At 62.7% G+C, this 21,686-nt stretch carries 18 protein-coding genes; 7 read left to right on the forward strand and 11 right to left on the reverse strand.

Going from position 1 to position 21,686, the window contains the following annotated elements; all coding sequences use genetic code 11:
* Window positions 1–97: 97 nt before the first annotated feature.
* Window positions 98–1,543, reverse strand: a complete 1,446-nt coding sequence (radA, locus tag Q3C01_RS09830) for a DNA repair protein RadA (protein WP_458145116.1) — start codon at window positions 1,541–1,543, stop codon at window positions 98–100.
* 19 nt (window positions 1,544–1,562) lie between these two features.
* The gene (locus tag Q3C01_RS09835) at window positions 1,563–2,291 is read right to left on the reverse strand and encodes a sulfite exporter TauE/SafE family protein (RefSeq protein WP_458145117.1); all 729 of its coding nucleotides are present in this window, start codon (window positions 2,289–2,291) and stop codon (window positions 1,563–1,565) included.
* A 282-nt stretch (window positions 2,292–2,573) separates the two neighbouring features.
* Between Q3C01_RS09835 and Q3C01_RS09840 the strand changes: the two genes are divergently transcribed.
* Window positions 2,574–2,942: a GFA family protein gene (locus Q3C01_RS09840; protein ID WP_458145118.1), complete on the forward strand. Its 369-nt coding sequence runs from the start codon at window positions 2,574–2,576 to the stop codon at window positions 2,940–2,942.
* Window positions 2,943–3,254: 312 nt separating this feature from the next.
* Here the strand turns inward: Q3C01_RS09840 and Q3C01_RS09845 are convergent, their stop codons facing one another.
* Window positions 3,255–3,497 (reverse strand): DUF1127 domain-containing protein, encoded by a 243-nt coding sequence (locus Q3C01_RS09845; protein WP_458145119.1) that lies wholly within the window; start codon window positions 3,495–3,497, stop codon window positions 3,255–3,257.
* 150 nt (window positions 3,498–3,647) lie between these two features.
* Between Q3C01_RS09845 and Q3C01_RS09850 the strand changes: the two genes are divergently transcribed.
* Both Q3C01_RS09850 and Q3C01_RS09855 read left to right on the forward strand, forming a co-directional pair.
* On the forward strand, window positions 3,648–5,213 hold the full coding sequence (locus Q3C01_RS09850; protein ID WP_458145120.1) for a winged helix-turn-helix domain-containing tetratricopeptide repeat protein: 1,566 nt from the start codon (window positions 3,648–3,650) through the stop codon (window positions 5,211–5,213).
* Window positions 5,214–5,467: 254 nt separating this feature from the next.
* Window positions 5,468–6,031 (forward strand): cysteine dioxygenase family protein, encoded by a 564-nt coding sequence (locus Q3C01_RS09855; protein ID WP_458145121.1) that lies wholly within the window; start codon window positions 5,468–5,470, stop codon window positions 6,029–6,031.
* A gap of 125 nt (window positions 6,032–6,156) precedes the next feature.
* Here Q3C01_RS09855 and Q3C01_RS09860 read toward each other — a convergent pair whose 3' ends face one another.
* The gene (locus Q3C01_RS09860) at window positions 6,157–7,377 is read right to left on the reverse strand and encodes a lanthionine synthetase C family protein (protein ID WP_458145122.1); all 1,221 of its coding nucleotides are present in this window, start codon (window positions 7,375–7,377) and stop codon (window positions 6,157–6,159) included.
* Window positions 7,378–7,477: 100 nt separating this feature from the next.
* The gene (locus Q3C01_RS09865) at window positions 7,478–8,248 is read right to left on the reverse strand and encodes an exodeoxyribonuclease III (protein ID WP_458145123.1); all 771 of its coding nucleotides are present in this window, start codon (window positions 8,246–8,248) and stop codon (window positions 7,478–7,480) included.
* A gap of 41 nt (window positions 8,249–8,289) precedes the next feature.
* Between Q3C01_RS09865 and Q3C01_RS09870 the strand changes: the two genes are divergently transcribed.
* Window positions 8,290–8,508, forward strand: coding sequence for a cysteine rich repeat-containing protein (locus tag Q3C01_RS09870; protein ID WP_458145124.1), 219 nt, complete (start codon window positions 8,290–8,292; stop codon window positions 8,506–8,508).
* Between the two features lie 180 nt (window positions 8,509–8,688).
* Here Q3C01_RS09870 and alr read toward each other — a convergent pair whose 3' ends face one another.
* Window positions 8,689–9,972, reverse strand: a complete 1,284-nt coding sequence (gene alr, locus Q3C01_RS09875; RefSeq protein ID WP_458145125.1) for an alanine racemase — start codon at window positions 9,970–9,972, stop codon at window positions 8,689–8,691.
* Between the two features lie 40 nt (window positions 9,973–10,012).
* Window positions 10,013–11,524 (reverse strand): replicative DNA helicase, encoded by a 1,512-nt coding sequence (locus Q3C01_RS09880; RefSeq protein ID WP_458145126.1) that lies wholly within the window; start codon window positions 11,522–11,524, stop codon window positions 10,013–10,015.
* Between the two features lie 544 nt (window positions 11,525–12,068).
* On the opposite strand from Q3C01_RS09880, the gene Q3C01_RS09885 reads away from it, so the two are divergent.
* Window positions 12,069–12,269, forward strand: coding sequence for a transcriptional regulator (locus Q3C01_RS09885; protein WP_458145127.1), 201 nt, complete (start codon window positions 12,069–12,071; stop codon window positions 12,267–12,269).
* Between the two features lie 11 nt (window positions 12,270–12,280).
* Here the strand turns inward: Q3C01_RS09885 and Q3C01_RS09890 are convergent, their stop codons facing one another.
* Window positions 12,281–13,531 carry a class I SAM-dependent methyltransferase gene (locus Q3C01_RS09890; protein ID WP_458145128.1) on the reverse strand — a complete coding sequence of 417 codons (1,251 nt, stop codon included), beginning with the start codon at window positions 13,529–13,531 and terminating at the stop codon, window positions 12,281–12,283.
* A gap of 284 nt (window positions 13,532–13,815) precedes the next feature.
* On the opposite strand from Q3C01_RS09890, the gene Q3C01_RS09895 reads away from it, so the two are divergent.
* Window positions 13,816–14,889: a prolipoprotein diacylglyceryl transferase gene (locus Q3C01_RS09895; protein WP_458145129.1), complete on the forward strand. Its 1,074-nt coding sequence runs from the start codon at window positions 13,816–13,818 to the stop codon at window positions 14,887–14,889.
* Window positions 14,890–14,967: 78 nt separating this feature from the next.
* On the opposite strand, the gene rplI is transcribed toward Q3C01_RS09895, so the two are convergent.
* The 3 genes from rplI to Q3C01_RS09910 form a co-directional block, all read right to left on the reverse strand.
* Entirely contained in the window at window positions 14,968–15,567 is a 600-nt protein-coding gene (gene rplI, locus Q3C01_RS09900) for a 50S ribosomal protein L9 (RefSeq protein ID WP_458145130.1), read from the reverse strand.
* 46 nt (window positions 15,568–15,613) lie between these two features.
* Window positions 15,614–16,588 carry a DUF2232 domain-containing protein gene (locus tag Q3C01_RS09905; RefSeq protein WP_458145131.1) on the reverse strand — a complete coding sequence of 325 codons (975 nt, stop codon included), beginning with the start codon at window positions 16,586–16,588 and terminating at the stop codon, window positions 15,614–15,616.
* A 478-nt stretch (window positions 16,589–17,066) separates the two neighbouring features.
* The gene (locus Q3C01_RS09910; RefSeq protein WP_458145132.1) at window positions 17,067–19,553 is read right to left on the reverse strand and encodes an arylsulfatase; all 2,487 of its coding nucleotides are present in this window, start codon (window positions 19,551–19,553) and stop codon (window positions 17,067–17,069) included.
* Window positions 19,554–19,695: 142 nt separating this feature from the next.
* Here Q3C01_RS09910 and Q3C01_RS09915 point away from each other — a divergent pair, with 142 nt between their 5' ends.
* Window positions 19,696–21,465, forward strand: a complete 1,770-nt coding sequence (locus Q3C01_RS09915; RefSeq protein ID WP_458145133.1) for a sulfatase-like hydrolase/transferase — start codon at window positions 19,696–19,698, stop codon at window positions 21,463–21,465.
* Window positions 21,466–21,686 lie beyond the last annotated feature (221 nt).

Genomic DNA, 21,686 nt, shown 5'->3' on the forward strand with positions numbered 1-21,686 from the left:
TGAGGGGCAGACGGTGTTCCCGGCAAGTCCGGAACCATGCAATCCCGCTGCTTTGTGACGGCTGTATAGCGGCGGGGCCGGGGATCGTCACCTCCACCTAGCCCTCTCCACGGCGGAATCTGGCAGGTGTGGCATTTTTCTCGGGCTGACTTGCGGATTCGCCCCGGCGAGAGCCGCGGGCGGCGATCTCGGCGACCAGCGTGGTCAGGCTGTTCACGGCGTTGAGCGACAGCCCGGCGTCACCGCCGGCCTCGCCCCGGGCCGATTCGGGCAGTACGGCGCGGCTGAAGCCGAGTTTCGCGGCCTCCTTCAGCCGTGAGGGGGTCTGGGCCACGGGCCGCACCACGCCGGAGAGCGAAATCTCGCCGAAATAGACGGCATCGGTGGGTAACTGTGCGTTAACCAGGGATGAGACCAGGGCCGCCGCTGCCGCCAGATCGGCTGCCGGCTCATGGATGCGAAGGCCGCCTGCGACGTTCAGGTAGACGTCGTGGCCGGACAGCTTGACCCCGCAATGGGCCTCCAGCACCGCCAGCACCATGGAAAGCCGGCTCGGGTCCCAGCCGACCACCGCGCGGCGCGGGGTGCCGAGCGAGGTGGGCGCCACCAGCGCCTGCAATTCGACCAGCACGGGGCGGGTGCCCTCGATACCCGCAAACACGGCGGTGCCGGGGGTGCCGAGGTCGCGCTCGGACAGGAACAGCTCGGAGGGGTTGGTGACCTCGCGCAGACCCAGACCCGTCATCTCGAACACACCGATCTCGTCGGTGGGGCCGAAGCGATTCTTCACGGCGCGCAAGATGCGGAATTGCTGCGAGCCTTCGCCCTCGAAGGACAACACGGCATCGACCATGTGCTCGACGACGCGGGGACCGGCGATCTGCCCGTCCTTGGTGACGTGGCCGACCAGGATGATGGCGGCTCCCGTCTTCTTGGCGAAGCGGATCAGGGCCTGTGCGGAGGCGCGAACCTGCGTCACCGTGCCGGGCGCGGACTCGACCGTGTCGGTCCACATGGTCTGGATCGAGTCGATCACGATCAGGCGGGGGACCGAGCCTTCCGACAGCGTCGAGATGATGTCCTCGACCGACGTCTCCGCGGCGAGCTGCACCGGCGCGTCCGACAGCCCGAGCCGTTCGGCGCGCAAGCGCACCTGCGCGATCGCCTCCTCGCCGGAGATGTAGACGATCCGGTGGCCGGCGCGCGCCAGCAAGCTGGTCGCCTGCGTCAGCAGCGTCGACTTGCCGATGCCGGGATCGCCGCCGACCAGCAGCACCGAGCCGCGCACGAAGCCGCCGCCGGTGACGCGGTCGAGCTCGGTCATCCCCGAGGACAGGCGAGGGGCGTCGGGGCTCTTTCCCGCCAGGCTCTCCAGCGCGAAGGTGCGCCCCTTGCGCTTGGAGCGGATCGACACCGGCACGTTGCCGGTCGCGTCCTCCTCGGCCAGCGTGTTCCACTCGCCGCAGGCCTCGCACTTGCCCTGCCAGCGGTTATAGGCCGCGCCGCAGTTCTGGCAGACGAAGGAGAGCGTGGATTTGGCCATGGGAACTGGTGAATCGGTGTCAGGGGGATTGGGTGGCGTTCCATAGCATGGAGAGGCCCGCCGCGACCATGATGGCGTCCATCACCAGTCGGAACACGTCCGGCTTCATGTGCAGCACGAAGCGCTTGGCGATGAAGGCGCCGAACATCAGCGAGGAGCCTGCGATGAGGCCCTTGATGGCGACGTCGCCGGTCAGCGCGCCGAAGCGCTCGAAGGTCACGGACTTCGACAGATAGAGGCCGAGCGAGGAGGCGGCCTCGGTCGCGAGGAAGGCGCCCTTGGCGAGGCCATAGAACAGGAACAGCGGCACGCTGAGCGGGCCGGTCGAGACCACGATGCCGGTGAGATAGCCGATGATCGCGCCGCCGATCGCCAGATGCCAGAGATTGGCCTTCAGATCGTGCCGCGCGAGCCAGTGCCGCACCGGCACCATCGCGATCAGGAAAATCCCGATCGCAACATCGACCGCGTGCGAGGGCAGCGCCAGCAGCGTCCGCGCGCCGAGCGCTGCGGCGGGAATGCCCGTGATGGAATAGGCAGCACACGCCCTCCAGTCGACCTCGCGCCACCAGGCGAGGATCCGCGACAGGTTCGCCATCACGGCTGCGACTGCCATGATCGGCACCGCTTCCTTCGGCCCATATTCATAGACCAGTACCGGCATCAGCATGATCGACGACCCCGTGCCGACGATGCCGGAAATGGTGCCGGCGACCAGGCCGACGATGAGGACGAACAGGAAGGCCAATTGGAACGGCTCCGGGAATCGGGGCGAGTGTAGCCAAATCTTGCCGCAACTCGGACCGCTTCGCCTGCGTGACAAAAATCTCGAAAACAACCCCATGCAAAGTAGACGGAGGGCCAGTGTGACGCGCTCCGCGAAACCCTCTGGCACGGGCACAGGCCGGCATTGCCCGGCCGGGCGCTGCCTCCAAACCGGGCAGTGCGCCGCAGCACATGCTGACAGCATGTTGGCAGCAGGCCTCGGCTACGACCATCTCCTGACATTTTTGGGAACCAGGAGCGGGCCATGCCGGTCGAGGGAAGCTGCCATTGCGGGGAGACGGTGTTTGAGGTTACGGAGCCGCCGGCCAGCGTGACGCGCTGCACTTGCTCGCTCTGCGCCAAGCGGGGGGCGCTATGGGCCTATTACAAGCCGGCGCAGTTTCGCTTGCTCTCTCCGCAGGAGAACGTCGCGACCTATCAATGGGGCAGCCGCACCGTTAAACATCATTATTGCGCGAGTTGCGGCTGCGGCACCTATTCGGAGTCGCCGGACTGGTCGACCGGCAAGCCCGACTTCGACAATCCCAAGGTCGCGATCAACGCGCGTTTGTTCGACGATTACGATCTCGATGCGGTGCCGGTGAACTTGATCGACGGCAAGAATTTGTGGTGAGGGCGCGTACTCGGAGGCGCGAAAACGCACCCAAAATCGCCCGAGGATCCGGTTCAGATTCAATGACCAAAGTAGACGAGCATGGATACGATTGCTGCATACAGGACCGAACGTAGAAGGACACTCGAACGCCCCCATCGTCTTTCAACGGAGGCCACGTTCTGCCTGAGCCAGTATTGCTCATACCAATCAGGCTGAACCCGAAATGCGCGCATCGTGGCTTGTTCGAATTGATTTGGGTGAGCCTCTTTCGGCTGCATGACACGTCCTTTATGCAGCCGGTTCGTTTTTGAACCGGCTGCGCGGTCTTGCTCACGGCGAGACGACGGCGCCGCGTGGGTCGAAAGCGCGATTGGAGGAGACGTAGTCGATCTCGCCGCGCCCGATACCGAGATCGAAGAGTTCTCGATCGCTCAGACCGTCCAAGCTGGCGCGCAACTTCCCGCGTTTGCGCCATTCGAGAAACGCTTCGCGGCAATGCGCGAGGATCGTGAAGCCAAACCGCACCGTCACGACTGTCCGCCGTGACTCCAACGAGTTAAGGGCCGTTGTCATCGGGCTACCTCCCGGCGTTTCGCTGGGTCAGGATGCCCGGATGCGGCCGAGCACGCTTGACGGGCGGCTTACATTTTCCTTACCGGCGGCTTATTCTTTCGCGTCAGACCGTGCCGTGGCGACCTCGAAGGGCAATCGAGGGAATATCCCTTGCGCTATTTGTTCGAGCACTACGCGTTCGACACCGACCGGCGCGAGCTGCGGCGCGGAGATGACGTGGTGCCGACAGCGCCTCAGGTATTCGATCTGCTCGATTACTTGATCTGCAACAGGGCGCGCGTGGTCAGCAAGGACGATCTCGTCAACGCCATCTGGAAGGGACGTATCGTATCCGAGGCGGCGCTGACGACCCGCCTCAACGCTGCGAGAAGCGCGATCGGCGATACCGGCGAGGAGCAGCGCCTCATCAAGACGTTGCCACGAAAGGGTTTTCGTTTCATCGGGACGGTTCGCGAAGAGAATCTGCATTCGGGCGCGACAGGGATCTCGGTCCGCCCCACGGGATCGGCGGAGGCTGCCCTCCCACCTGACAGGCCCTCGATCGCGGTACTGCCGTTCGAGAACATGAGCGACGATACCGAGCAGGACCATTTCACGGATGGGATCGTCGAGGAGATCATCACTGGGCTCGCCGGCTTCCAATGGCTGTCGGTAGTCGCCCGCAATTCGAGCTTCGCCTACCGGGGGCGTGCCATCGATGTGAGGCAGATCGGTCGCGAACTCGACGTCCGCTTTATCCTGGAAGGTAGCGTGCGCAAGACAGGGGATCGCATTCGCATAACGGGTCAGCTCATCGATACGGCGACGGGCACGCACGTCTGGGCCGATCACTTCGACGGCGGCCTGGAACATGCTTTCGATCTGCAGGACCAGGTGACGGCCAGCGTGGTCGGTGCGATCGAGCCGGTCGTCCTGCGGGTCGAGACCCGGCGCGCGACACGGAAGCCTGCGGCTACGTCGTGGGAGCGTTTGATGCACGGATTTGCGGTGCAAAGACGGTTGACCAGGGAGGCCAATGCGGAAGCGCTGCAAATCTTTCAGCGGGAAATACAGATCGACCCGGACTCAGCCGCGGGCTATGCGTTCGCCTCGCAGTGCTACACTTGGGCGAAGTCGTTCGGTTGGTTCACCGATCACGCGGCCGAATCCGCTGAAGGCGCGAGACTTGCCCGACGAGCGCTCGACCTCGGAAGGGATGATCCGCTATTCCTGACCGCGGCCGGTTTTGGCCTGGCGTATCTGCAAGGCGATCTCGACGTTGCAACGGATGCGGTCGCCCGTGCGCGGGCGCTCAACCCGAACTCCCCCGCCGCTTTGGGCCTGCATGGCTGGATTCATGTATGGCGCGGTGAGCCCGAGCTCGCGCTGGCCAACGTCGAACGTGCGCTGCTGTTGAGCCCTTCCGATGTCTTCGCCTTCGCATGGTGGTGTGTCGGCGCCTATGCGCATTTTGCCTGCGGCAGAAATGACGACGCACTGTCATGGGCAGAGCGGACTTCGCGGGAGCATCCCGGCTACCTTCCGGCCGCAAGGATGATTGTCGCCAGCGCCGCGCTCGGCGGCCGGCCAGAGAGCCCTGAGATGTCGTTAGCCCGCCTGCGTCAGCTCGATCCGATGCTCCGTCTTTCCAATCTCAGGGAGCAAATGCCGTTCCGCCGCGCCGAGGATCTCGCCAGGTTGACGGACGGCCTGCGAAAAGCAGGGCTGCCCGAGTAACGGCCCAGCTCCAGCATTGCCGGCTTCTGGCCCATGGCGGAAACGATCAGAGGCGCGACCGACATCTGGTTCGAGCGAGCCAAACCGACGAGTTGCTGCATCTGAGAGGCGATATGCGAAAACGTGAAAGCGAGACGATAGCTTTCGGGCGTTAAGTAGACAAAGCTGAAGCTTAGGGGAATGTGGCCCTTCTGCCCCTAACGGACGGGCCGATTGACCGGTCATTATGCGTTGGTCTCTAAAAGGAGATTGATATGTTTGAATCCGAGCAGTTCATTGCCGACTGCCGCGCAGCTTTCGCAACGGACCCAACCCACAAGGCAGTTCGTGAAGTCCTTGCGCGCGCGGTGTCCGATCCGGCGGCAGTCCTCAAAGGGCTTGGTGAACCGAAGCGCCCCGAAAGCCGCACGCTCTTCCATTCGGGCTCACTTACAATCCTCAACGTAGTATGGGCGCCGGGTATGATGGTGATGCCTCATGATCACCGCATGTGGGCCGTGATCGGCGTTTACTCAGGCCGAGAAGACAATATCTTCTGGCGACGCATTCCAAGCACGCCACACAAAGTCGAGGCAGCGGGCGCGAAGGCCCTCTGCGAAAGAGACGCCGTGGCACTCGGTCCCGACATCATCCACTCGGTCATCAACCCGATCGATCGGTTGACCGGTGCAATCCACATCTACGGCGGCGATTTCCTTGCAGTCGAGCGCAGTGAATGGGACTCGCTGACCCTCGACGAGCACCCCTTGGACCGCGAGCAGAGGCGCCGCATGTTTGAGCAGGCGAATGCACGTTACGAGGCCAGTCAACGGATTTGATCAAAGGCACCACCGACATCTGCTTCGAGAGCAAGATCGACGAGTTGCCGCATCTGGCCCGTCAGCGGAAATCGCCCGCGTGGGCCTACCTCAGCACGACCCATGCTGGTCCCAACTCGCTGGAGTCAGAACACATCGATGGTAGGGAACTGGGCATCCCCTGTGATGCAATCCCAGAGGTAGATTGCAAGGCCGATGTCTCCGGTCCAAAGCGAATATCGACCACGACCGGCAACCATCCGAGCGCCGCGATACTGGACGATGGCAGTCATGGCGAACTGGCGCGCGCGGTCGAGCCAAATCGGGTCCTTCGTGCGTCGGTAGAGTTTGAGGAATGCGTAGCCATTTCCACCCGTGCCGTGGCAAAGGTTCGAGCCCTTTGTTAGCGGTCCGGCGGCCCAGGCAAAGCGCCCGCCATCCAACAGAAGCGCGTCAAATTCTGGCGTAGCGAAGGGCGCGTCAGCAAAGGTCGTCACCATTCCCGGCGCACCGTGACAGTGCTGACATATGAAAAGCCGCTTCTCGCGCTTGCTTCTCGGGCCCCACGTCGTTCCGACATCGTACCGCCACGCGTTCGCTTCAAGCGACTTCGGCACAAATTCGGCTATGTGCGCCTGCTGTGGCGGCGTCAACCAATCCCATCCGAGCAATAATGGAATAACGTTGCCGGCGAAGCCGTGAACGGGCCCGAGAAAGCGATCTTTGGCACCGTAAAGATCCTGGGTCCAAAGTGGGCCTTGTGGCGTGTCCTCCAGTTCGGCTAACAGCCGCGCTGCCTGCACTTCGAAGAGGCCGCGCCAGCGCGTTTCCCCTGTCATCTCGCCCATATGGACTGCCGCTACCATCGACCCCGGCATACCCCACATGAGTTCTCGGATAGGCAGTCCATTGTTTGCTTCGGCGCGCCTATAAACCAGGTCGGCGAGGCTCGATGTCGGCTCAAGGCGCATTGCAAGAAGTGCCGCGCCCATGTCGCCGCGAAGCAGCGAGCCATGCTTCTCATAATCGGTCGGCGAACTGGCTTCGTGGTCGATGATTGTCCGCTCCATCAGCTTTGGCAGCACAGAGCGAAAGTCTTTGGCGACGCGGGTAGCACCTATGCGGTGTAAGTAATCTAGCGCCCAAATGACCCCTGCGGCGCCTTTGTAGAAGCTAGGGTCGCCATCGCCCGTCCCATCGTCACTCGGGTGAGCCGGCCAGAAGATGTCGGGACGGAAATGTGCGGTCGCATCGGCTGCAATTTCTTCAATTGCGGCCCGAACAACCAATTCATTCCAGGTGTCCTGGGCAAGCGGACGATGACGTCCGGGGGTAATCATTGCGTAGGGGTCCTGAGCGTTGTCCATCTGTACGTCAGATGAGGCAAGTAAGGATCGCACTATCGAACGAAGCTATCCAAAAGCGTGCCGCGTGGCAAACCAAGGTAGTGGATTTGCGAGCACGCACCTAACGCAGCACCACCCACGCCGGCGCGTGATCGCTGGCACCGTCTTCGCCACGGATGTTCTTGTCGACGCCGGCTTTGCTCAGGCGCGGCGTGAGGGCGGGGCTGAGCAGGAGGTGATCGAGCCTGAGGCCCGCGTCACGTGGCCAGCGGTTACGCTTGTAGTCCCAGAAGGTGTAGATTCGTTTCTCGGGATGGAGCGTGCGGAGCGCGTCACACCAGCCTTGCGCGACGAGTGAAGCGAACGCGGCGCGGCTCTTGGGCTGGATCAGGGCGTCCTTGTCCCAGGATTTCGTCGGATAGATGTCGAGCGCGGTCGGAGCGACGTTGTAATCGCCCGCGAGCACGACCGGCAGGTCCTGTTTGAGGAAGCTTTTTGCGTGACGCTTCAGGCGCGCGAACCAGTCGAGCTTGTAGTCGAATTTCGGTCCAGGCTGCGGGTTGCCGTTCGGCAAATAGATGCTGGTGAAGATGATGCCGCGCACGGCGGCCTCGATGTAGCGCGCCTCGAGGTCGTCAGCGTCGCCGGGCAAGCGGTCGCGGGTCAACACCGGCTCGGCGTTGCGCGCGAGAATGGCGACGCCGTTCCAGGTCTTTTGTCCGCGCCAGACTGCGCCGTAGCCGGCCTTTTTGATGGCCGCCGCCGGAAATTCGCCATCACTAGCCTTCAATTCCTGAAGCGCGACGACATCGGGTTTCGCTGCATGGATCCATGCCAGCAGATTGGGCAGGCGGCGATTGATGTTGTTGATGTTGAATGTCGCAATCTTCATGTAGAGCTAACCGGCTCCTGCCTTCTGTCACCGGAGATACAATGTCCAAGTTGAAGTTTGCCGCCATCGTCGTCGCCGTCGCGTTCTCCGGAGCGGCCTCGGCACAATCGTCCGATCCGCGCGGCGCGTGCAAGGCGGATTATGACAAATTCTGCGCCGGCATCGCTCCTGGCGGCGGCAAGATCATCGCCTGCCTCAACGCCAAGCGCGATCAGCTCAGCGCGGCCTGCAAGACGGCGCTCGACAGCAGGAAGAAGTAGAGACTCGTGTCCCGGACGCGGCGCAGCGCTCCTGGCGATGCGAAGCATCGTCCAGTGCGGTGCGACGCAGAGCCGGGACCCGGAAGGCGGCACGGTTACAATGCGGAAAGATGGGCCCTGGCTCTGCAGCGCACCGCTGAAGTAGCGCTGCGCTGCTTCCGGGGCACGAGAGAATGTCGGTTAGGTCGGCAGCGGCGGCGGGCTCGCGGGCTGCTCGATCGGCGGCGGGGAGGGCGGCTGCTCGGCTGCCTGTACGGGCTCCGGCTTCGCCAGCGGCTCCACCACATTGCCGCCCTTGTAGACCCGGGCATAACGGTGGCCGAGGCTCGTCAGCACCTCGTAGCCGATGGTGCCGAAATGATGCGCGAGCTCGTCGACGGTGATGCCTTCGCCTAGCAACGTTACCATGTGGCCGCGCCGCACCGCGTTCGGCGGCAGATCGGTGATGTCGATCGCGATCAGATCCATGGAGACGCGCCCCGCGACCGGACAGCGTTTGCCGGCCACGATCACCTCGGCGCCGCGGGTGCCGTCATTGGAGCTGGCGGCTCGGAAGTAGCCGTCGGCATAGCCGACCGCGATGATCGCGAGCTTCGTGGGGCGCCGCGCGCTCCAGGTGCCGCCATAGCCGACCGTCTCGCCGCGTTCGATGTTGCGGATCTGCACGATGCGCGCCTTGAGATCGACCACGGGCTGCATCGGATTGTCGGCCTCCGGCGTCGGGTTGACGCCGTAGAGCGCCGCGCCCGGCCGCACCACGTCGAACTGGAAGGGAGCGCCCAGGAAAATGCCGGAGGAATTGGCGAGTGTGGCGGGAACGCCGGCGAACTCGCTCGCGATGGAGCGGAAGGTGGCGAGCTGCTTGGCGTTGACCGGGCTGTTGAGCTGCTCGGCGGAGACCAGATGGCTCATCACCAGCGTGATGCCGTGATCGCCGGCATTGATGCGCGGAATGATGGCCTGCGCCTCCTGGAGTGTCAGCCCGAGCCGGTTCATGCCGGTGTCGACGTGAATGGCCGCGCCCCCGGTCCAGCCCGTGCGTCGGCAGAACACATCCCATTCAGCGAGCTCGTTGAGATCGCCGATCACGGGGCGGCAATCGATCTTGGCGTAGTGCTCGCCGGTGTTCTGGAAAAAGCCGCCGAGCACATAGATCGTCGCGGTCGGCACCGCCGCGCGGGCGATGCGTGCTTCCTCGATCGTCGCGACGAAGAAGGTCTTGCAGCCAGCTCCGTACAGCGCGCGCGCCACCGGCTCGGTACCGCAGCCATAGGCGTCGGCCTTGATCACGGCGGCGCATTCGGCGGGCACCGCGGTCTTCTCGAGCTTGCGCCAGTTGGCGACGATCGCGTCGAGGTCGACGGTGAGCACGCCGCCATGGGCGGCGAGCGGCGCGGCCTGGTTGGCCTCCTCGGAGAGGAAGCCGGTTTGCGGGATGAGATTCGGAGCGGACGCCGCTGTCATGGCGCCGTTTTACGCAAGAGGCCGGTCTGGTTCAAGGAACTCAATAGTCGTTGTTGCTGCGAGCCGGCAGCTGGCTGTCGGGCGCAAGGTCGCCGAACCGCGTGACCGAGGCTTCAAACGCGAGATCGACGGTGCCTGTAGGGCCGTGGCGCTGCTTGCCGATGATGACTTCGGCTTTTCCGTGCGCAATACTCATGTCAAGCTGCCACTTCTCGTGTTCAGGCGTGCCCGGGCGCGGCTCCTTCATGGCGAGGTAATATTCCTCGCGGTACACGAACAGCACGACGTCGGCGTCCTGCTCGATTGATCCGGATTCACGCAAGTCGGACAGCTGCGGCCGCTTGTCGTCGCGAGATTCGACCTGGCGCGAGAGCTGGGACAACGCGATGACGGGAACGTTGAGTTCCTTGGCGAGCGCCTTCAGGCTGGTCGTGATCTCCGTGATTTCCTGCACGCGGCTGTCGCTGGCGCGCTTGCCCGAGCCTGACAGCAGCTGGATGTAGTCGATCACGAGGAGATCGAGGCCCTTCTGGCGCTTCAGCCGACGCGCGCGTGCCATCAGCTGTGCGATCGACAGGCCGCCGGTCGCGTCGACGTAGAACGGCAGCGACTGGAGCTCGATCGAGACCTCCCGGATCTTGTCGAAATCGGCTTCCGAGATGCCGCCGCGGCGGATGTGGGAGGAGGGAACGCCGGTGCGCTCGGCCACGATACGCGTGGCGAGCTGGTCGGCCGACATTTCGCAGGAGAAGAAACCGATCACGCCGCCATTGGCGGCCTTCAGGGTCCCGTCGGCCTGAAGCTCGCCGACATAGGCCTTGGCGACATTGTAGGCGATGTTGGTCGCCAGCGATGTCTTGCCCATGCCCGGGCGTCCAGCCACGATGATGAGGTCGGAGTGCTGGAGGCCGCCCATCTTGGTGTCGAGGTCCCGCATGCCCGTCGAGATGCCGGACAGCTTTCCGTCGCGCTGGAACGCCTTTGCCGCGAGGTCGACCGCGACTGCCAACGCCTGCGAGAACTTCTGGAAGCCGCCGTCATAGCGGCCGGATTCGGCGAGCTCGTAGAGGCGTCGCTCGGCGTCCTCAATTTGCGCTCGCGGCGCGAAGTCGACCGGCGCGTCATAGGCCACATTGACCATGTCCTCGCCGATGCCGATCAGGTCGCGCCGCAACGACAGGTCGTAGACGGTGCGACCATAGTCCTGGGCATTGATGATGGTGGTCGCTTCCGCCGCAAGCCGCGCCAGATATTGCCCGATGGTCATGCCGCCGATGTCGGTATCGGCGGGCAGGAACGTCTTCAGCGTCACCGGCGTGGCGATCTTGCCCATCCGGATCAGGCTGCCGGCGGTCTCGAAGATGGTCTGGTGGAGTGGTTCGAAGAAGTGCTTTGGCTCGAGGAAGTCGGAAACGCGGTAGAAGGCGTCGTTGTTGACCAAAATGGCGCCCAGAAGGCTCTGTTCCGCCTCGATATTGTGCGGTGCGCTCCGGTAGGCGGGGGTTCCGGCGTCGGGCGCGAGTTTCAGGACGGTCGAATCAGTCAGGGCCATGGTCGGATGTGCTTAGCAACTTTTCCGGCGGGATGCGGGGCGGCGATTAAGGCGCCCGCGGCTCCCAAAGCGGAAGCGAAAGCTGGTTGCTATCAACCGGTCTTTAAAATGGTGGATGATTAGCAGTCGCAGCATGGGCGATGCTTGACTGATGCTTTGCGGATTTCGCCCCGGGCGCCTTGATCTGGCTCAGGCCGGGTCACGGAAAAATCCGGATGATGTGAACCTTATGTGTCGGCGCGCAGACCTATTTTGCAGGCGCGTGGCGCGCTTGCCGGCCGACTGTTCAGACGATCAGCAGGTAGACCAGCGCAACCAGGGCGGCGGCAACGCCCGTGGCGATCAAGGCATAGTCGGTGCGGAGATCGTCCTGCACGTCGAAGGAGGTTTGGATCTTCTTGCTCATGGGTGACGGTCTAGGACAATTCCGACCACCACTTTGTGAAGCAGATCACAGACCCCCGGAATCTTTCGGGTAAGGCCCGGAACCAGCCGGCAGGCAAGGAATTGGTCCGGTCCACGACCGTCAGGAGACGAGGCGACAATGCGGCAGGAGCTGCAGGCATGGCGGAAAAGCGAGGCGGGCAGCCGGATCTGGCTGTCGGCGCTGATTGCTGCCATGGAGGACGCGTCCCGCCCGGAACCTGAGCGATCCAAGCTGCCGGCCGAGACGCTGGCGCAGTTCCGAGCGCAGCTCGCGCTGCCGGTCTCGCTGCGCTATCCGGCCTCGCGCCTGCGCCACTAGCCTTATTTTTCCTACTCGCCAGCCAGCTTCAGCCTCGGCCTGCTGCCGCTTTCCAGGCCGCGCAGCCGCGCCTCCTCATGCGCGATATAGTCGCGGGTCACCGGGACCACGCCCTGGCGTTTGGTGACCTGGATCTGGAAGTTCATCATGCCCTGCTTGCGGAACGTCATCTCGCAGGCGGCCAGGTAAAATTCCCACATTAGGGCAAAGCGCTCGTCATAGAGCTGCACCGCTTCCTCGCGCCGCGCCATGAATCGCTCACGCCAGGCCTTCAACGTCTCGGCATAGTGCAGGCGGAGGATTTCGATGTCGCAGACGAGGAGCCCGGCGTGCTCGATGGCGGGAAGTACTTCGGACAGCGCCGGGATATAGCCGCCGGGGAAGATGTATTTGGCGATCCAGGGATTGGTGGAGTCCGGCCCTTGCGACCGGCCGATCGAATGCAGCAGCATGACGCCGTCCTCGGCGAGGAGCTCGGCGCAGCGCTGGAAAAAGATCTCATAGAAGTTGATGCCGACATGCTCGAACATGCCGACCGAGACGATGCGGTCGAATGGACCGTCGATGTCGCGATAGTCCTGGAGCAGGAACTGGGCCGACCGGGTCAGGCTCTTCTCGGCCGCGCGGGCATTCGCAACCTGCAACTGCTCGGTCGAGAGCGTGATGCCCGTGACGTCGGCGCCTGCGATCTCGGCGAGGTAGAGGCCGAGCCCGCCCCAGCCGGAACCGATATCGAGCACGCACTGGCCGCGTTTGATGACGAGCTTCGCTGCGACATGCCGCTTCTTGGCGAGCTGGGCATCGTCGAGCGAAGTGTCCGGGGTCTCGAAATAGGCGCAGCTATATTGCTTGTCGGCATCAAGGAAGAGCGAATAGAGCCGGCCGTCCAGATCGTAGTGATGGGCAACATTCGTCTTGGCGCGGGTACGCAGGTTGAACTGCCTCAAATGCCGCGTCAGGTAGCGCAAGTGCCACTGGGGTTTGGCCCATTGCGGCAATATTTCGGGTTGATCCAGGAGGATCGCCAGGGCATCGGCGATCGTGCCTTGCTCGACGACGAACTCGCCGTCCATATACGCTTCGCCGAGCCCGAGCTCGGGGTTGAGCAGGATTTTGCGCTGCGCCTCGGTTGTCGCGAAGCGGACCGCCACGTGCTGGCCGGAGCCGTCGCCACACGTGAATTTTGCGCCGCTCGCGGTCGTCACCGTCATCGATCCGCGACGGATGAACTTCATCAGGAAGCTGCGCAACAAACGGTCCATAGAACCACCCTGTCGAGCGAACCCGAAAAGATGCGACTAGCCCCCGTCACACCGACGCATCGGAATTGCATTGGTTCCTATGCATCTGCATGGGAATGTAATCAGCCGGTTCCGAGCCTGCTACTGCGTTGTGTTCAAAGCCGATATTCGCAAAACGCGCGATCACATCCTTGCGTCATGAGCGCGCTTCCAATTGCGGCTCAATCGGCTAAAAGGTGACCCGCTGCCGGCGCCGCCCGACGCGCGGGCCGGCCTTCTTGCGTATTTTCAATGGAGATGACGGGATGTCGAGCCGAGCGCTCAGCCTCGCGACGGTGTTGCTTCTGATTGGCCTTGGTGCTCCAGAGGCTGCGTTAGCGCAGGCGACGAACCTCGAGGCCGGCAAGAGCCCGTCCCAGATCTTCGCCCAGACCTGCAATGCCTGCCACAAGTCGCCGCGGGGGCTTCTCAAGTCGGTGCCGCCGGGCTCGCTGCCGGGCTTCCTGCGCCAGCACTACACCACGAGCTCGGACATGGCGGGCGTGCTCTCCTCCTATCTCGTCTCCAATGGCGCAACCGACACGCGCTACCAGGCCAAGGACGGCAAGGACAAGAAGGACGGCGCTAAGGAGAAGGACGCCAATTCCAGCGCCACGCAACAGTCCGAGCATCCCAGCCGGCGCCAGCACCAGGACGCGGCGAAGCCGGAGGGCGAGGGCGCTCCCGCATCCGAAACCGGTCGCGCCGGTTCGAGGCGGATGGCGCGGCCGAGCGAAGAGGGGTCGAAGGATGGTGCAAATGAAGGCACCAAGCCCGAGGGCCAGGCGACCAATGAGCGCGGTCCCGAGGGCCGCAAGTCCAAGCAGCGACTGAGCAAGCGCGGCAGGCCCGAGCCGGAGGAAGCTCCGAAGGCCGAGACGCCCAAGGCCGAGACGCCCAGGGCCGAGACGCCCAGGGGCGAAACGCCCAAGGACATGCCTGCGGCAGCCGAGCCACCGGCCGAGGACAAGAAAAACGATACGAGGAACGACAGCGCCAAGGTCGATCCCGAAGCCAAGCCCGACAGTGCCAAGGACGCGCCGGCGGAGAAGCCCGCCGACAAGCCCGAAAGCGCCAAGGTCGAGCCTTCGACCAGCCAGACGCCCGCGCTGCGGCCGGATCCGGTGCCGCAGGTGATGCCGGCTCCGCCGGCGAAACCGGCCGAGGCTGCGCCCGAGCAGAAGCCAGCCGACACTGCGGCGAAGCCCGCCGATGCCTCTTCAAACGGCAGTGGCGCCTCTGCACCGGCGGCCAAGCCGCAGGATGCGCCGCCGACCGCGGCCGCCCCGTCGGCTCCAGCGGAGTCGTCCGGCTCGCCGGTCCCTCCGATCTCCCGTTAAAGAGAGAACGTCGCCGCCAAAACGAAAAGCCCGGCCGCTTAGGCGGCCGGGCTTCCGTTCGTCGTGTGAGCGCTAGGCTTACTCTTCGGTCGCTTCCGCCGCCGGCGCAACGTCGTCGTGCTGAGCTTCCGGATCGAAGAACTCGCCGGCGGCGGCGATTGCTTCGGCGGCCGCGTCGCGGTCCTCGTTGCGGGTCGAGATGTCCTCGCCGCGGTTGATGCGCTCGGCCTCTTCCTGGCTACGCGCGACCGTCACGGTGACCTCGACCTCGACCTCGGGGTGAACGGCGATCGTGATGGTGTGCTTGCCGATGGTCTTGATCGGCGCGTCGAGCTGCACCTGCGGGCGGGCGAGCGAGATGCCGTCCGCTTCGAACGCCATCACGATGTCGCGCACGGTGACCGAGCCGAACAGCTGGCCGGCTTCGGAAGCCTGACGGATCACGGTGATGTTCTTGCCCTCGATCTTCTCGGCGACCTTGGACGCCTCGGCCTTGGATGCGAGGTTGCGGGCCTCGAGGTCGGCCTTCATGCCGTCATACTTGGCGCGGTTGTCGGCGGTGGCGCGCAGCGCCTTGCCGCGCTTGAGCAGGAAATTGCGGGCATAGCCGTCGCGAACCTTCACGACTTCGCCCATCTGGCCGAGCTTGGCCACGCGTTCCAGCAAAATGACTTCCATAATCGTTCTCCTTTTGAAGTGCTGTGAGTTTGGATTTGGGTTGGACTTAAGGGGTTGGCAGTGGCGGCGGCCGGTTGCGCAGGAAGCGCTCGCGGAAGCCGAAGACGGCATCGGCAAGCCCAAGCGCGATCATCGCGATCACGGGCCATCCGAGCACGACGACGACGGCGTAAGTCGAGCCGAGCCAGAAGGCGCGGCTCTTCAGCGCAAGCGTCAGCGTATGCAGCACGGCGAAGCCGGTCAGCGCATAGGCCATCATCAGCGCCGCCGTGATGATCTGCGCGGCGATCGCGATCAGCCCGCCGGCGAAGCAGAAGGCAATGGCGATGCACAGCACGGCGAGCGTCATCGGTGGCAGCTCGGCGGTCATCAGCGCGGGCCAGGGACGGCGCAGCCGCCCCGACGTCGCCGTCACCTTGGCCGCGAGCCAGAGGTTGAGGGTAAGCGTCATCATCGAGACGATGGTGGCGACGGCCGGTGCGACGGTCGCCAGCGCATCGATGAACTGGTCGGTATCGCCGGAGACTTGCGGATCGGCCGCGTGCAGGATGCGCGTCAAGCCGCGGCGCAGCGAGGTCGTGATGCCCTCGGCATCGCTGCCGAGCGTGAGCAGCGCTGCGATCGTGATCAGCGCGGCAAAGCCCGCGATCCAGAGCAGGATGCGCCCGACCGGATACCATTCGATCTCAGCTTCGGCCGTCTGCTCCGCGCCCGCCGTGATCACGGCAGGCGTGGTATGGCGGCCGAGCAGCACGAGATGGCCGAGCCACCAGGCCGGCAGCGCGACCGTGACGGCGAAGGCGAGGCAGTAGGGCAGGCCGAAAATGGCGCCGAGGCCGATCGCGGCAGCGATGCCGCCAAGGCTCGCATAAAGCGGTCCCCAGCCGATCGCGGCGACCATCAGCGGCAGGGGCGAGAGGTAGAACAGGACGAGCGAGATCAGCGCGCCCGAGACGATCGAGGCGAACATCAGAGCCGACGCAGCGCCGGCGATCAGGACAATGAGTACAAGTGCCATCATCAGCTGTCCCGCTCCCTTCGAGCGGTTAGATATTGCTAACGAATTTCGCTGCAATACCAACTACTTAGTGATTTTCCGTAGCAGTTTCGTAGCAGAAACGCGACGGCGCAGGCTAGAAACTGCGCAAAGCCATCAGAAACCAACGACTTAGCGGTGGTTCTTCTAGATTACTGCAGATCCAAATGAATGCGGCCCCCGATGGGAGCCGCGGCGAGCTTTTAATCGACCAAAGTCAATCGATCAAGTTCAAAAATTTGCCACTAGCTGTCGCGCCTCTAACCGTTGGTTAGAGGTTATTAGGTGGTGCCTTAGGGGCTGTACTCGTAAATTCCGCTGTGTCCGCTGCGCTCCGATAGCGACCGCTTTCGTGCAGGCGCAGCAAACGACGCGAAGGGCCAATAACGGAAATCACCCGCTTCCGATCATCACCGGGGGCGCGATACCTCCGGTCTGGCTAGCGGAGGCCAAGTGGGGCGATTTACTGTGCCTTGTTCTTGGTCTCCTGGACCTTTTGTTGGAGCAGCTTCTCCTCCGCAGCGTTCAGGGGGACCAGCTTAACTGTTAGTTTATCGATCTTGCCGGTGAAACGGAATGGCGGCTGGTAGTCGCTGTCGTCCACGCCCGTGCGAGTATCTACACCGACATCGAAGGTCTCGTAGATCGTCTCGACAAACGGAATGGTGTGCGGGATCGTCCTATTGGCGACTTCCTTGCCATCCACCGACAGGACGCCCGTGCCGCCTTTGCCAAAACCGGGACCGTCATACCTGAAATCAAACACGATAGTATGCTTGCCCGGCGTGAGCGCCGTTGGGCCTTCCCATCGGAAGCGTTCCACGTCAAAAAAATTGTATACGAAGACTGGTTTGCCCTTGAGCAAGTAGAGGCCATGGCCGCCGCCGCGGCCTCCGAGCGTATTGATCATGCCTTCTGCTTGTCCTTGCGGAATTTCGACCTCAGCGGTGATGGAGTAAGACTTCCCGGCGATGTCGGGGGCGCTGCTGTAGGGAAGACCCGACGATTCACCCGAGTAGGTGAATACTGTCCTGCCCGCGGTTGCGCTCGGTCGCGGCGTGGCTGCACGAGCGGTAAAGCTGTTGTCGAGCGGGAACACGCTGTATTTCGCCGCCTCCACCATAAAGAGCTCCCTCATGTCGCGCAGCCTGTCCGGCATCTTAGCGGCGAGGTCGTTGTTCTCCGAATAATCGTCGGCGAGCTTGTAAAGCTCCCAGGTGTAGCCGTTGACGACGTCAGGAAACTTCCCGAAGCCCAGGTCCCAGGGTGGCGAGGGCGGCGTGGTGGCGGCGAGCCAGCCGTCGTGGTAGATCGCGCGGTTGCCGACCATCTCGAAGTATTGCGTGCTGCGGGTCGATGGGGCGTTCGCGTTGGCCTTGTCGAAGGTGTAGGCCATGCTGACGCCCTCGATCGGCTTCTGAGCAATGCCGTTGACCATCACTGGCGCCTGAGTGCCCGTGGCTTCGAGGATCGTCGGCACGATGTCGATCATGTGATGAAACTGCGTGCGGATTCCGCTCACGTCGCTGATGTGACCGGGCCATGAGATGGCCATGCCTTGGCGGGTACCGCCGAAGTGCGACGCGACCTGCTTGGTCCATTTGAATGGTGTATCGAAGGCCCAGGTCCAGCCCACCGCCATGTGTGGTGTCGTCTGGTCCGAACCCCAAACATCGTAGAACTTCAACTGCTCCGCCACTGGAATGTTGACGTCTTGGATTGCAGCCATTTCGTTCGGCGTGCCGAGGATTGAGCCTTCAGCGCTGTTGCCGTTGTCGCCGCTGATGTAGATGATGAGCGTGTTGTCGAGCTTACCCTCGTCTTCGACTTCCTGAATGACCCTGCCGATTTCATGGTCGGTATAGGCCGTATAGGCTGCAAAAACGTCCGCCTGACGAATGAAAAGCTTCTTCTCGTCGGGGCTGAGTGTCTCCCATTTCTGAAGTTTCGCTCCGCCATATTCGGGCTGGCCATCCGGCCAAGGTGTGAGTTGGGTATTCGCCGGAATTACACCGAGCCGCTTCTGGTTGGCGAAAATTGTCTCGCGCAGCTTTTCCCAGCCCTGATCGAACAAGTGCATGTCGCTTATCTTCTTGATCCATTCTGGCGTAGGCTGGTGCGGTGCGTGCGAGCCGCCGGGCACGTAATAGATGAAGAACGGCTTGTCTGGCGCGGCGTTACTCAGCCCCTTCATGTAGTTGATAGCGTCGTCCGCCATGTCTGTGGTGAGGTTGTAGCCGGGGTGTCCTACCCACGGAAAGACCTGCGTCTGGTCGCGGAAGAGAAACGGCGTCCACTGGTCAGTTTCGCCGCCCAAGAAGCCATAGAAGTGATCGAACCCCATCCCGCTCGGCCATTGGTCAAAAGGCCCTGCCAAACTGATTTGATAGCTGGGAGTGTTGTGGTTCTTGCCGATCCACGCCGTCGCGTAGCCATTCTCCCTCAGGATCGTGCCGATCGTGGCACTCTCCGGTCCGATGACGGAGTCATACCCCGGGTATCCAGTGGACATTTCGGTAATCACGCCGAAGCCGACCGAATGATGATTGCGGCCCGTGATCAGCGCTGCCCGCGTCGGTGAGCAGAGGGCAGTTGAATGGAATTGCGTGTAACGCAGTCCCGCATTTGCGATGCGATCCATTGCGGGAGTAGGGATGACACCACCGAAGGTTCCCGACACTCCATAGCCCTGATCGTCGGTCATAATTAGGAGTACATTGGGCGCCCCCTTTGGCGGAACTACTCGGGCGGGCCAATACGGCTTCGACTGGCTGGCCTGCAGGTCGATTTCGCCGCCGAACTTCGCTGGCGGCGGCGGAAGATATTTTCCATCAATGGTGGTCGTGGCGCTGGGGGAGCCCGGCGTGCCAGTCATCTGTTGCGCTGTCGCGGGAACAAAGGAGAGCATTGCTGACGCGAGCGCTGAAAGCGCCATTGCAGTCGTCTTCATGGGCTTATCCTCATGGACGGTGACGGAAGGCCGCAGGACGCTGATGGAACGCGGCACCTGCCGTTTGATCCAAATCAAGAGTCCGTTCAGGGTCCATTTGCAGTTACTCGGGGCACTCTTGAGCCAAACCGAGGAGCGAGCCATGAACATCGGAAGTGCCTTGCAACACACCCTCCTGGCGGGCGCTGCTGCTATTATTCTGACGACCGCACCGGCCATTGCGCAAAACATCCGCGGTAGCGCCACTGGTCCCGCCACGGCCAAGGGCTACGACCATCCGGACCAATTCATTCATCTGAAGCCGGTAAAGCCAGCCGACAATATGTATCCGGTCATCGCGCATCCCGAACAGGAGCAGCAAGCGCGTGGAAAGCTCGCCGAGCTGGAGCGAAAGACTGGCAAGAAGCCGAATTTCATTTTTTTCCTGCTCGACGACGTTGCGTGGATGGACCCGGGTTTCAACGGCGGCGGCATCGCCGTCGGCAACGAAACGCCGACGATGGACAAGCTTGCCAACGAAGGCCTCAACCTAACGTCGGCCTACTCCACGCCATCGTGCTCGCCGTCGCGCGCCACCATTCTGACCGGACAGAACCCGCTCCACCACGGCATTCTCCGTCCGCCGATGTATGGCGAAGCGGGCGGTCTTGATGGTGCAATCACGCTTCCGAGCATACTGAAAAAGCTCGGCTATGTGACGCGCGGCGCGGGCAAATGGCATGTAGGTGAGAACCGCGGATCCCTGCCTCAGAACGTCGGCTTCGACGACTATCTCGGTTTTCTCGGCGTGTCGGACGAGTATACCGAATGGCGCGATCAATACTTCAATCCTGAGGTCGCGCTAAGCCCATCCCGCTTCCGGATGATGGAAGAGGCTCCATTCAGCCACTATGAGGTGCATTGCAGCACGTCCAACACGGAACAGTGCGATAACGTCAGACTGATCGATCTTGACTATATCAAGGACCTCGACCGGCACTGGATGGACTATAGCGTCGACTTCATCAGGCAGATGAAGGACAGCAAACAGCCGTTCTTCCTTTACCACGCCACGCGCGGCTGTCATTTCGACAACTACCCGTCCGACGACTGGGCGGGCAAGTCGCGAGCGCGCACCGTGTTCAGCGACTGCATGGTCCACATGGATTATGTGCTCTCGCAACTCGTCAAGGCGCTTGAGGATACGGGGCAGCTTGAGAACACGCTCATCATCCTGAGTTCGGACAACGGCCCTGAGTGCGAAGTTCCTCCGCATGGGCGCACTCCATTCCGCGGCTGCAAAGGCTCGTCATGGGAAGGCGGCGTGCGTGTCCCGACCTTCGCCTATTGGAAGGGGATGATACCGCCGCGCCGGTCGGAAGGGCTGTTCGATCAGGCTGATACTCTGCCGACGCTCGTGTCACTGGCTGGCAAGCCAGGCGCGCAGCTCGACGAGTTCTTCCCCAAGACGACGTACATCGACGGCGTCGACCAATCCGGCATGCTGCTCGCCGATCATGGCGAGTCCGCCCGCCGTGAGCGCATCTATACGCTCAATCAGTACTTCGCAATGATCCGCATCGACGAGTTCAAGGCTATTTGGACCGCTGAAATCGAAAACGGCTTCTTCCAAAGGGGCGATTGGGGCGGATTCAGCGGTCCGATCGCTGTCGACACGGGAGGTGCGATTGCGGTGAACGTCTACACGAATCCACATGAAGACGTGAGCATTGGCATTCGACACATTCCGATGGCGGTGCAGTTGCTGGGTTCTGCGGGCTGGTACATGAAGGAACTCGTGAAGTATCCGCCGCAGTTCAAGATCGGGTTCGTTAGCAACAACCCGCCGATCTACGATCTTATTCCCAAGGTGAAGGGAGCGATCGAGAAGCTGCAAGAGGACCGGGAAGAAAAGCATCCGCGGCCGCAATAGCCGACACACATATACGACAATTGCGCGAGGACGGCACGGCACAAGGCCGCCCTCGCCGATGTCGGAGTCGGGGTCATGTGTGGACGACGCCCGCGTTGCAAGAAGAATCTGGCGTTCGGCTTGCGGTCGGGTGCAAGTCATGTGCACATGATGAGTCCTCTGTCAATGGCCTCACATGATGAGTCCTCTGTCAATGGCCTTCAGCCGACAGCGATCCGAGG

Source organism: Bradyrhizobium sp. UFLA05-109, from assembly GCF_054185165.1.

Bases quoted from the DNA above. Each gene is read 5' to 3' on its own strand.
- Q3C01_RS09885 (WP_458145127.1), top strand. From the start codon at position 12,069: ATGCGGCAGGAGCTGCAGGCATGGCGGAAAAGCGAGGCGGGCAGCCGG.
- rplI (WP_458145130.1), bottom strand. From the start codon at position 15,567: ATGGAAGTCATTTTGCTGGAACGCGTGGCCAAGCTCGGCCAGATGGGC.
- Q3C01_RS09865 (WP_458145123.1), bottom strand. From the start codon at position 8,248: ATGAAGATTGCGACATTCAACATCAACAACATCAATCGCCGCCTGCCC.
- alr (WP_458145125.1), bottom strand. From the start codon at position 9,972: ATGACAGCGGCGTCCGCTCCGAATCTCATCCCGCAAACCGGCTTCCTC.
- Q3C01_RS09895 (WP_458145129.1), top strand. From the start codon at position 13,816: ATGTCGAGCCGAGCGCTCAGCCTCGCGACGGTGTTGCTTCTGATTGGC.
- radA (WP_458145116.1), bottom strand. From the start codon at position 1,543: ATGGCCAAATCCACGCTCTCCTTCGTCTGCCAGAACTGCGGCGCGGCC.
- Q3C01_RS09870 (WP_458145124.1), top strand. From the start codon at position 8,290: ATGTCCAAGTTGAAGTTTGCCGCCATCGTCGTCGCCGTCGCGTTCTCC.
- Q3C01_RS09860 (WP_458145122.1), bottom strand. From the start codon at position 7,377: ATGGACAACGCTCAGGACCCCTACGCAATGATTACCCCCGGACGTCAT.
- Q3C01_RS09840 (WP_458145118.1), top strand. From the start codon at position 2,574: ATGCCGGTCGAGGGAAGCTGCCATTGCGGGGAGACGGTGTTTGAGGTT.
- Q3C01_RS09845 (WP_458145119.1), bottom strand. From the start codon at position 3,497: ATGACAACGGCCCTTAACTCGTTGGAGTCACGGCGGACAGTCGTGACG.
- Q3C01_RS09890 (WP_458145128.1), bottom strand. From the start codon at position 13,531: ATGGACCGTTTGTTGCGCAGCTTCCTGATGAAGTTCATCCGTCGCGGA.
- Q3C01_RS09915 (WP_458145133.1), top strand. From the start codon at position 19,696: ATGAACATCGGAAGTGCCTTGCAACACACCCTCCTGGCGGGCGCTGCT.
- Q3C01_RS09855 (WP_458145121.1), top strand. From the start codon at position 5,468: ATGTTTGAATCCGAGCAGTTCATTGCCGACTGCCGCGCAGCTTTCGCA.
- Q3C01_RS09910 (WP_458145132.1), bottom strand. From the start codon at position 19,553: ATGAAGACGACTGCAATGGCGCTTTCAGCGCTCGCGTCAGCAATGCTC.
- Q3C01_RS09880 (WP_458145126.1), bottom strand. From the start codon at position 11,524: ATGGCCCTGACTGATTCGACCGTCCTGAAACTCGCGCCCGACGCCGGA.
- Q3C01_RS09905 (WP_458145131.1), bottom strand. From the start codon at position 16,588: ATGATGGCACTTGTACTCATTGTCCTGATCGCCGGCGCTGCGTCGGCT.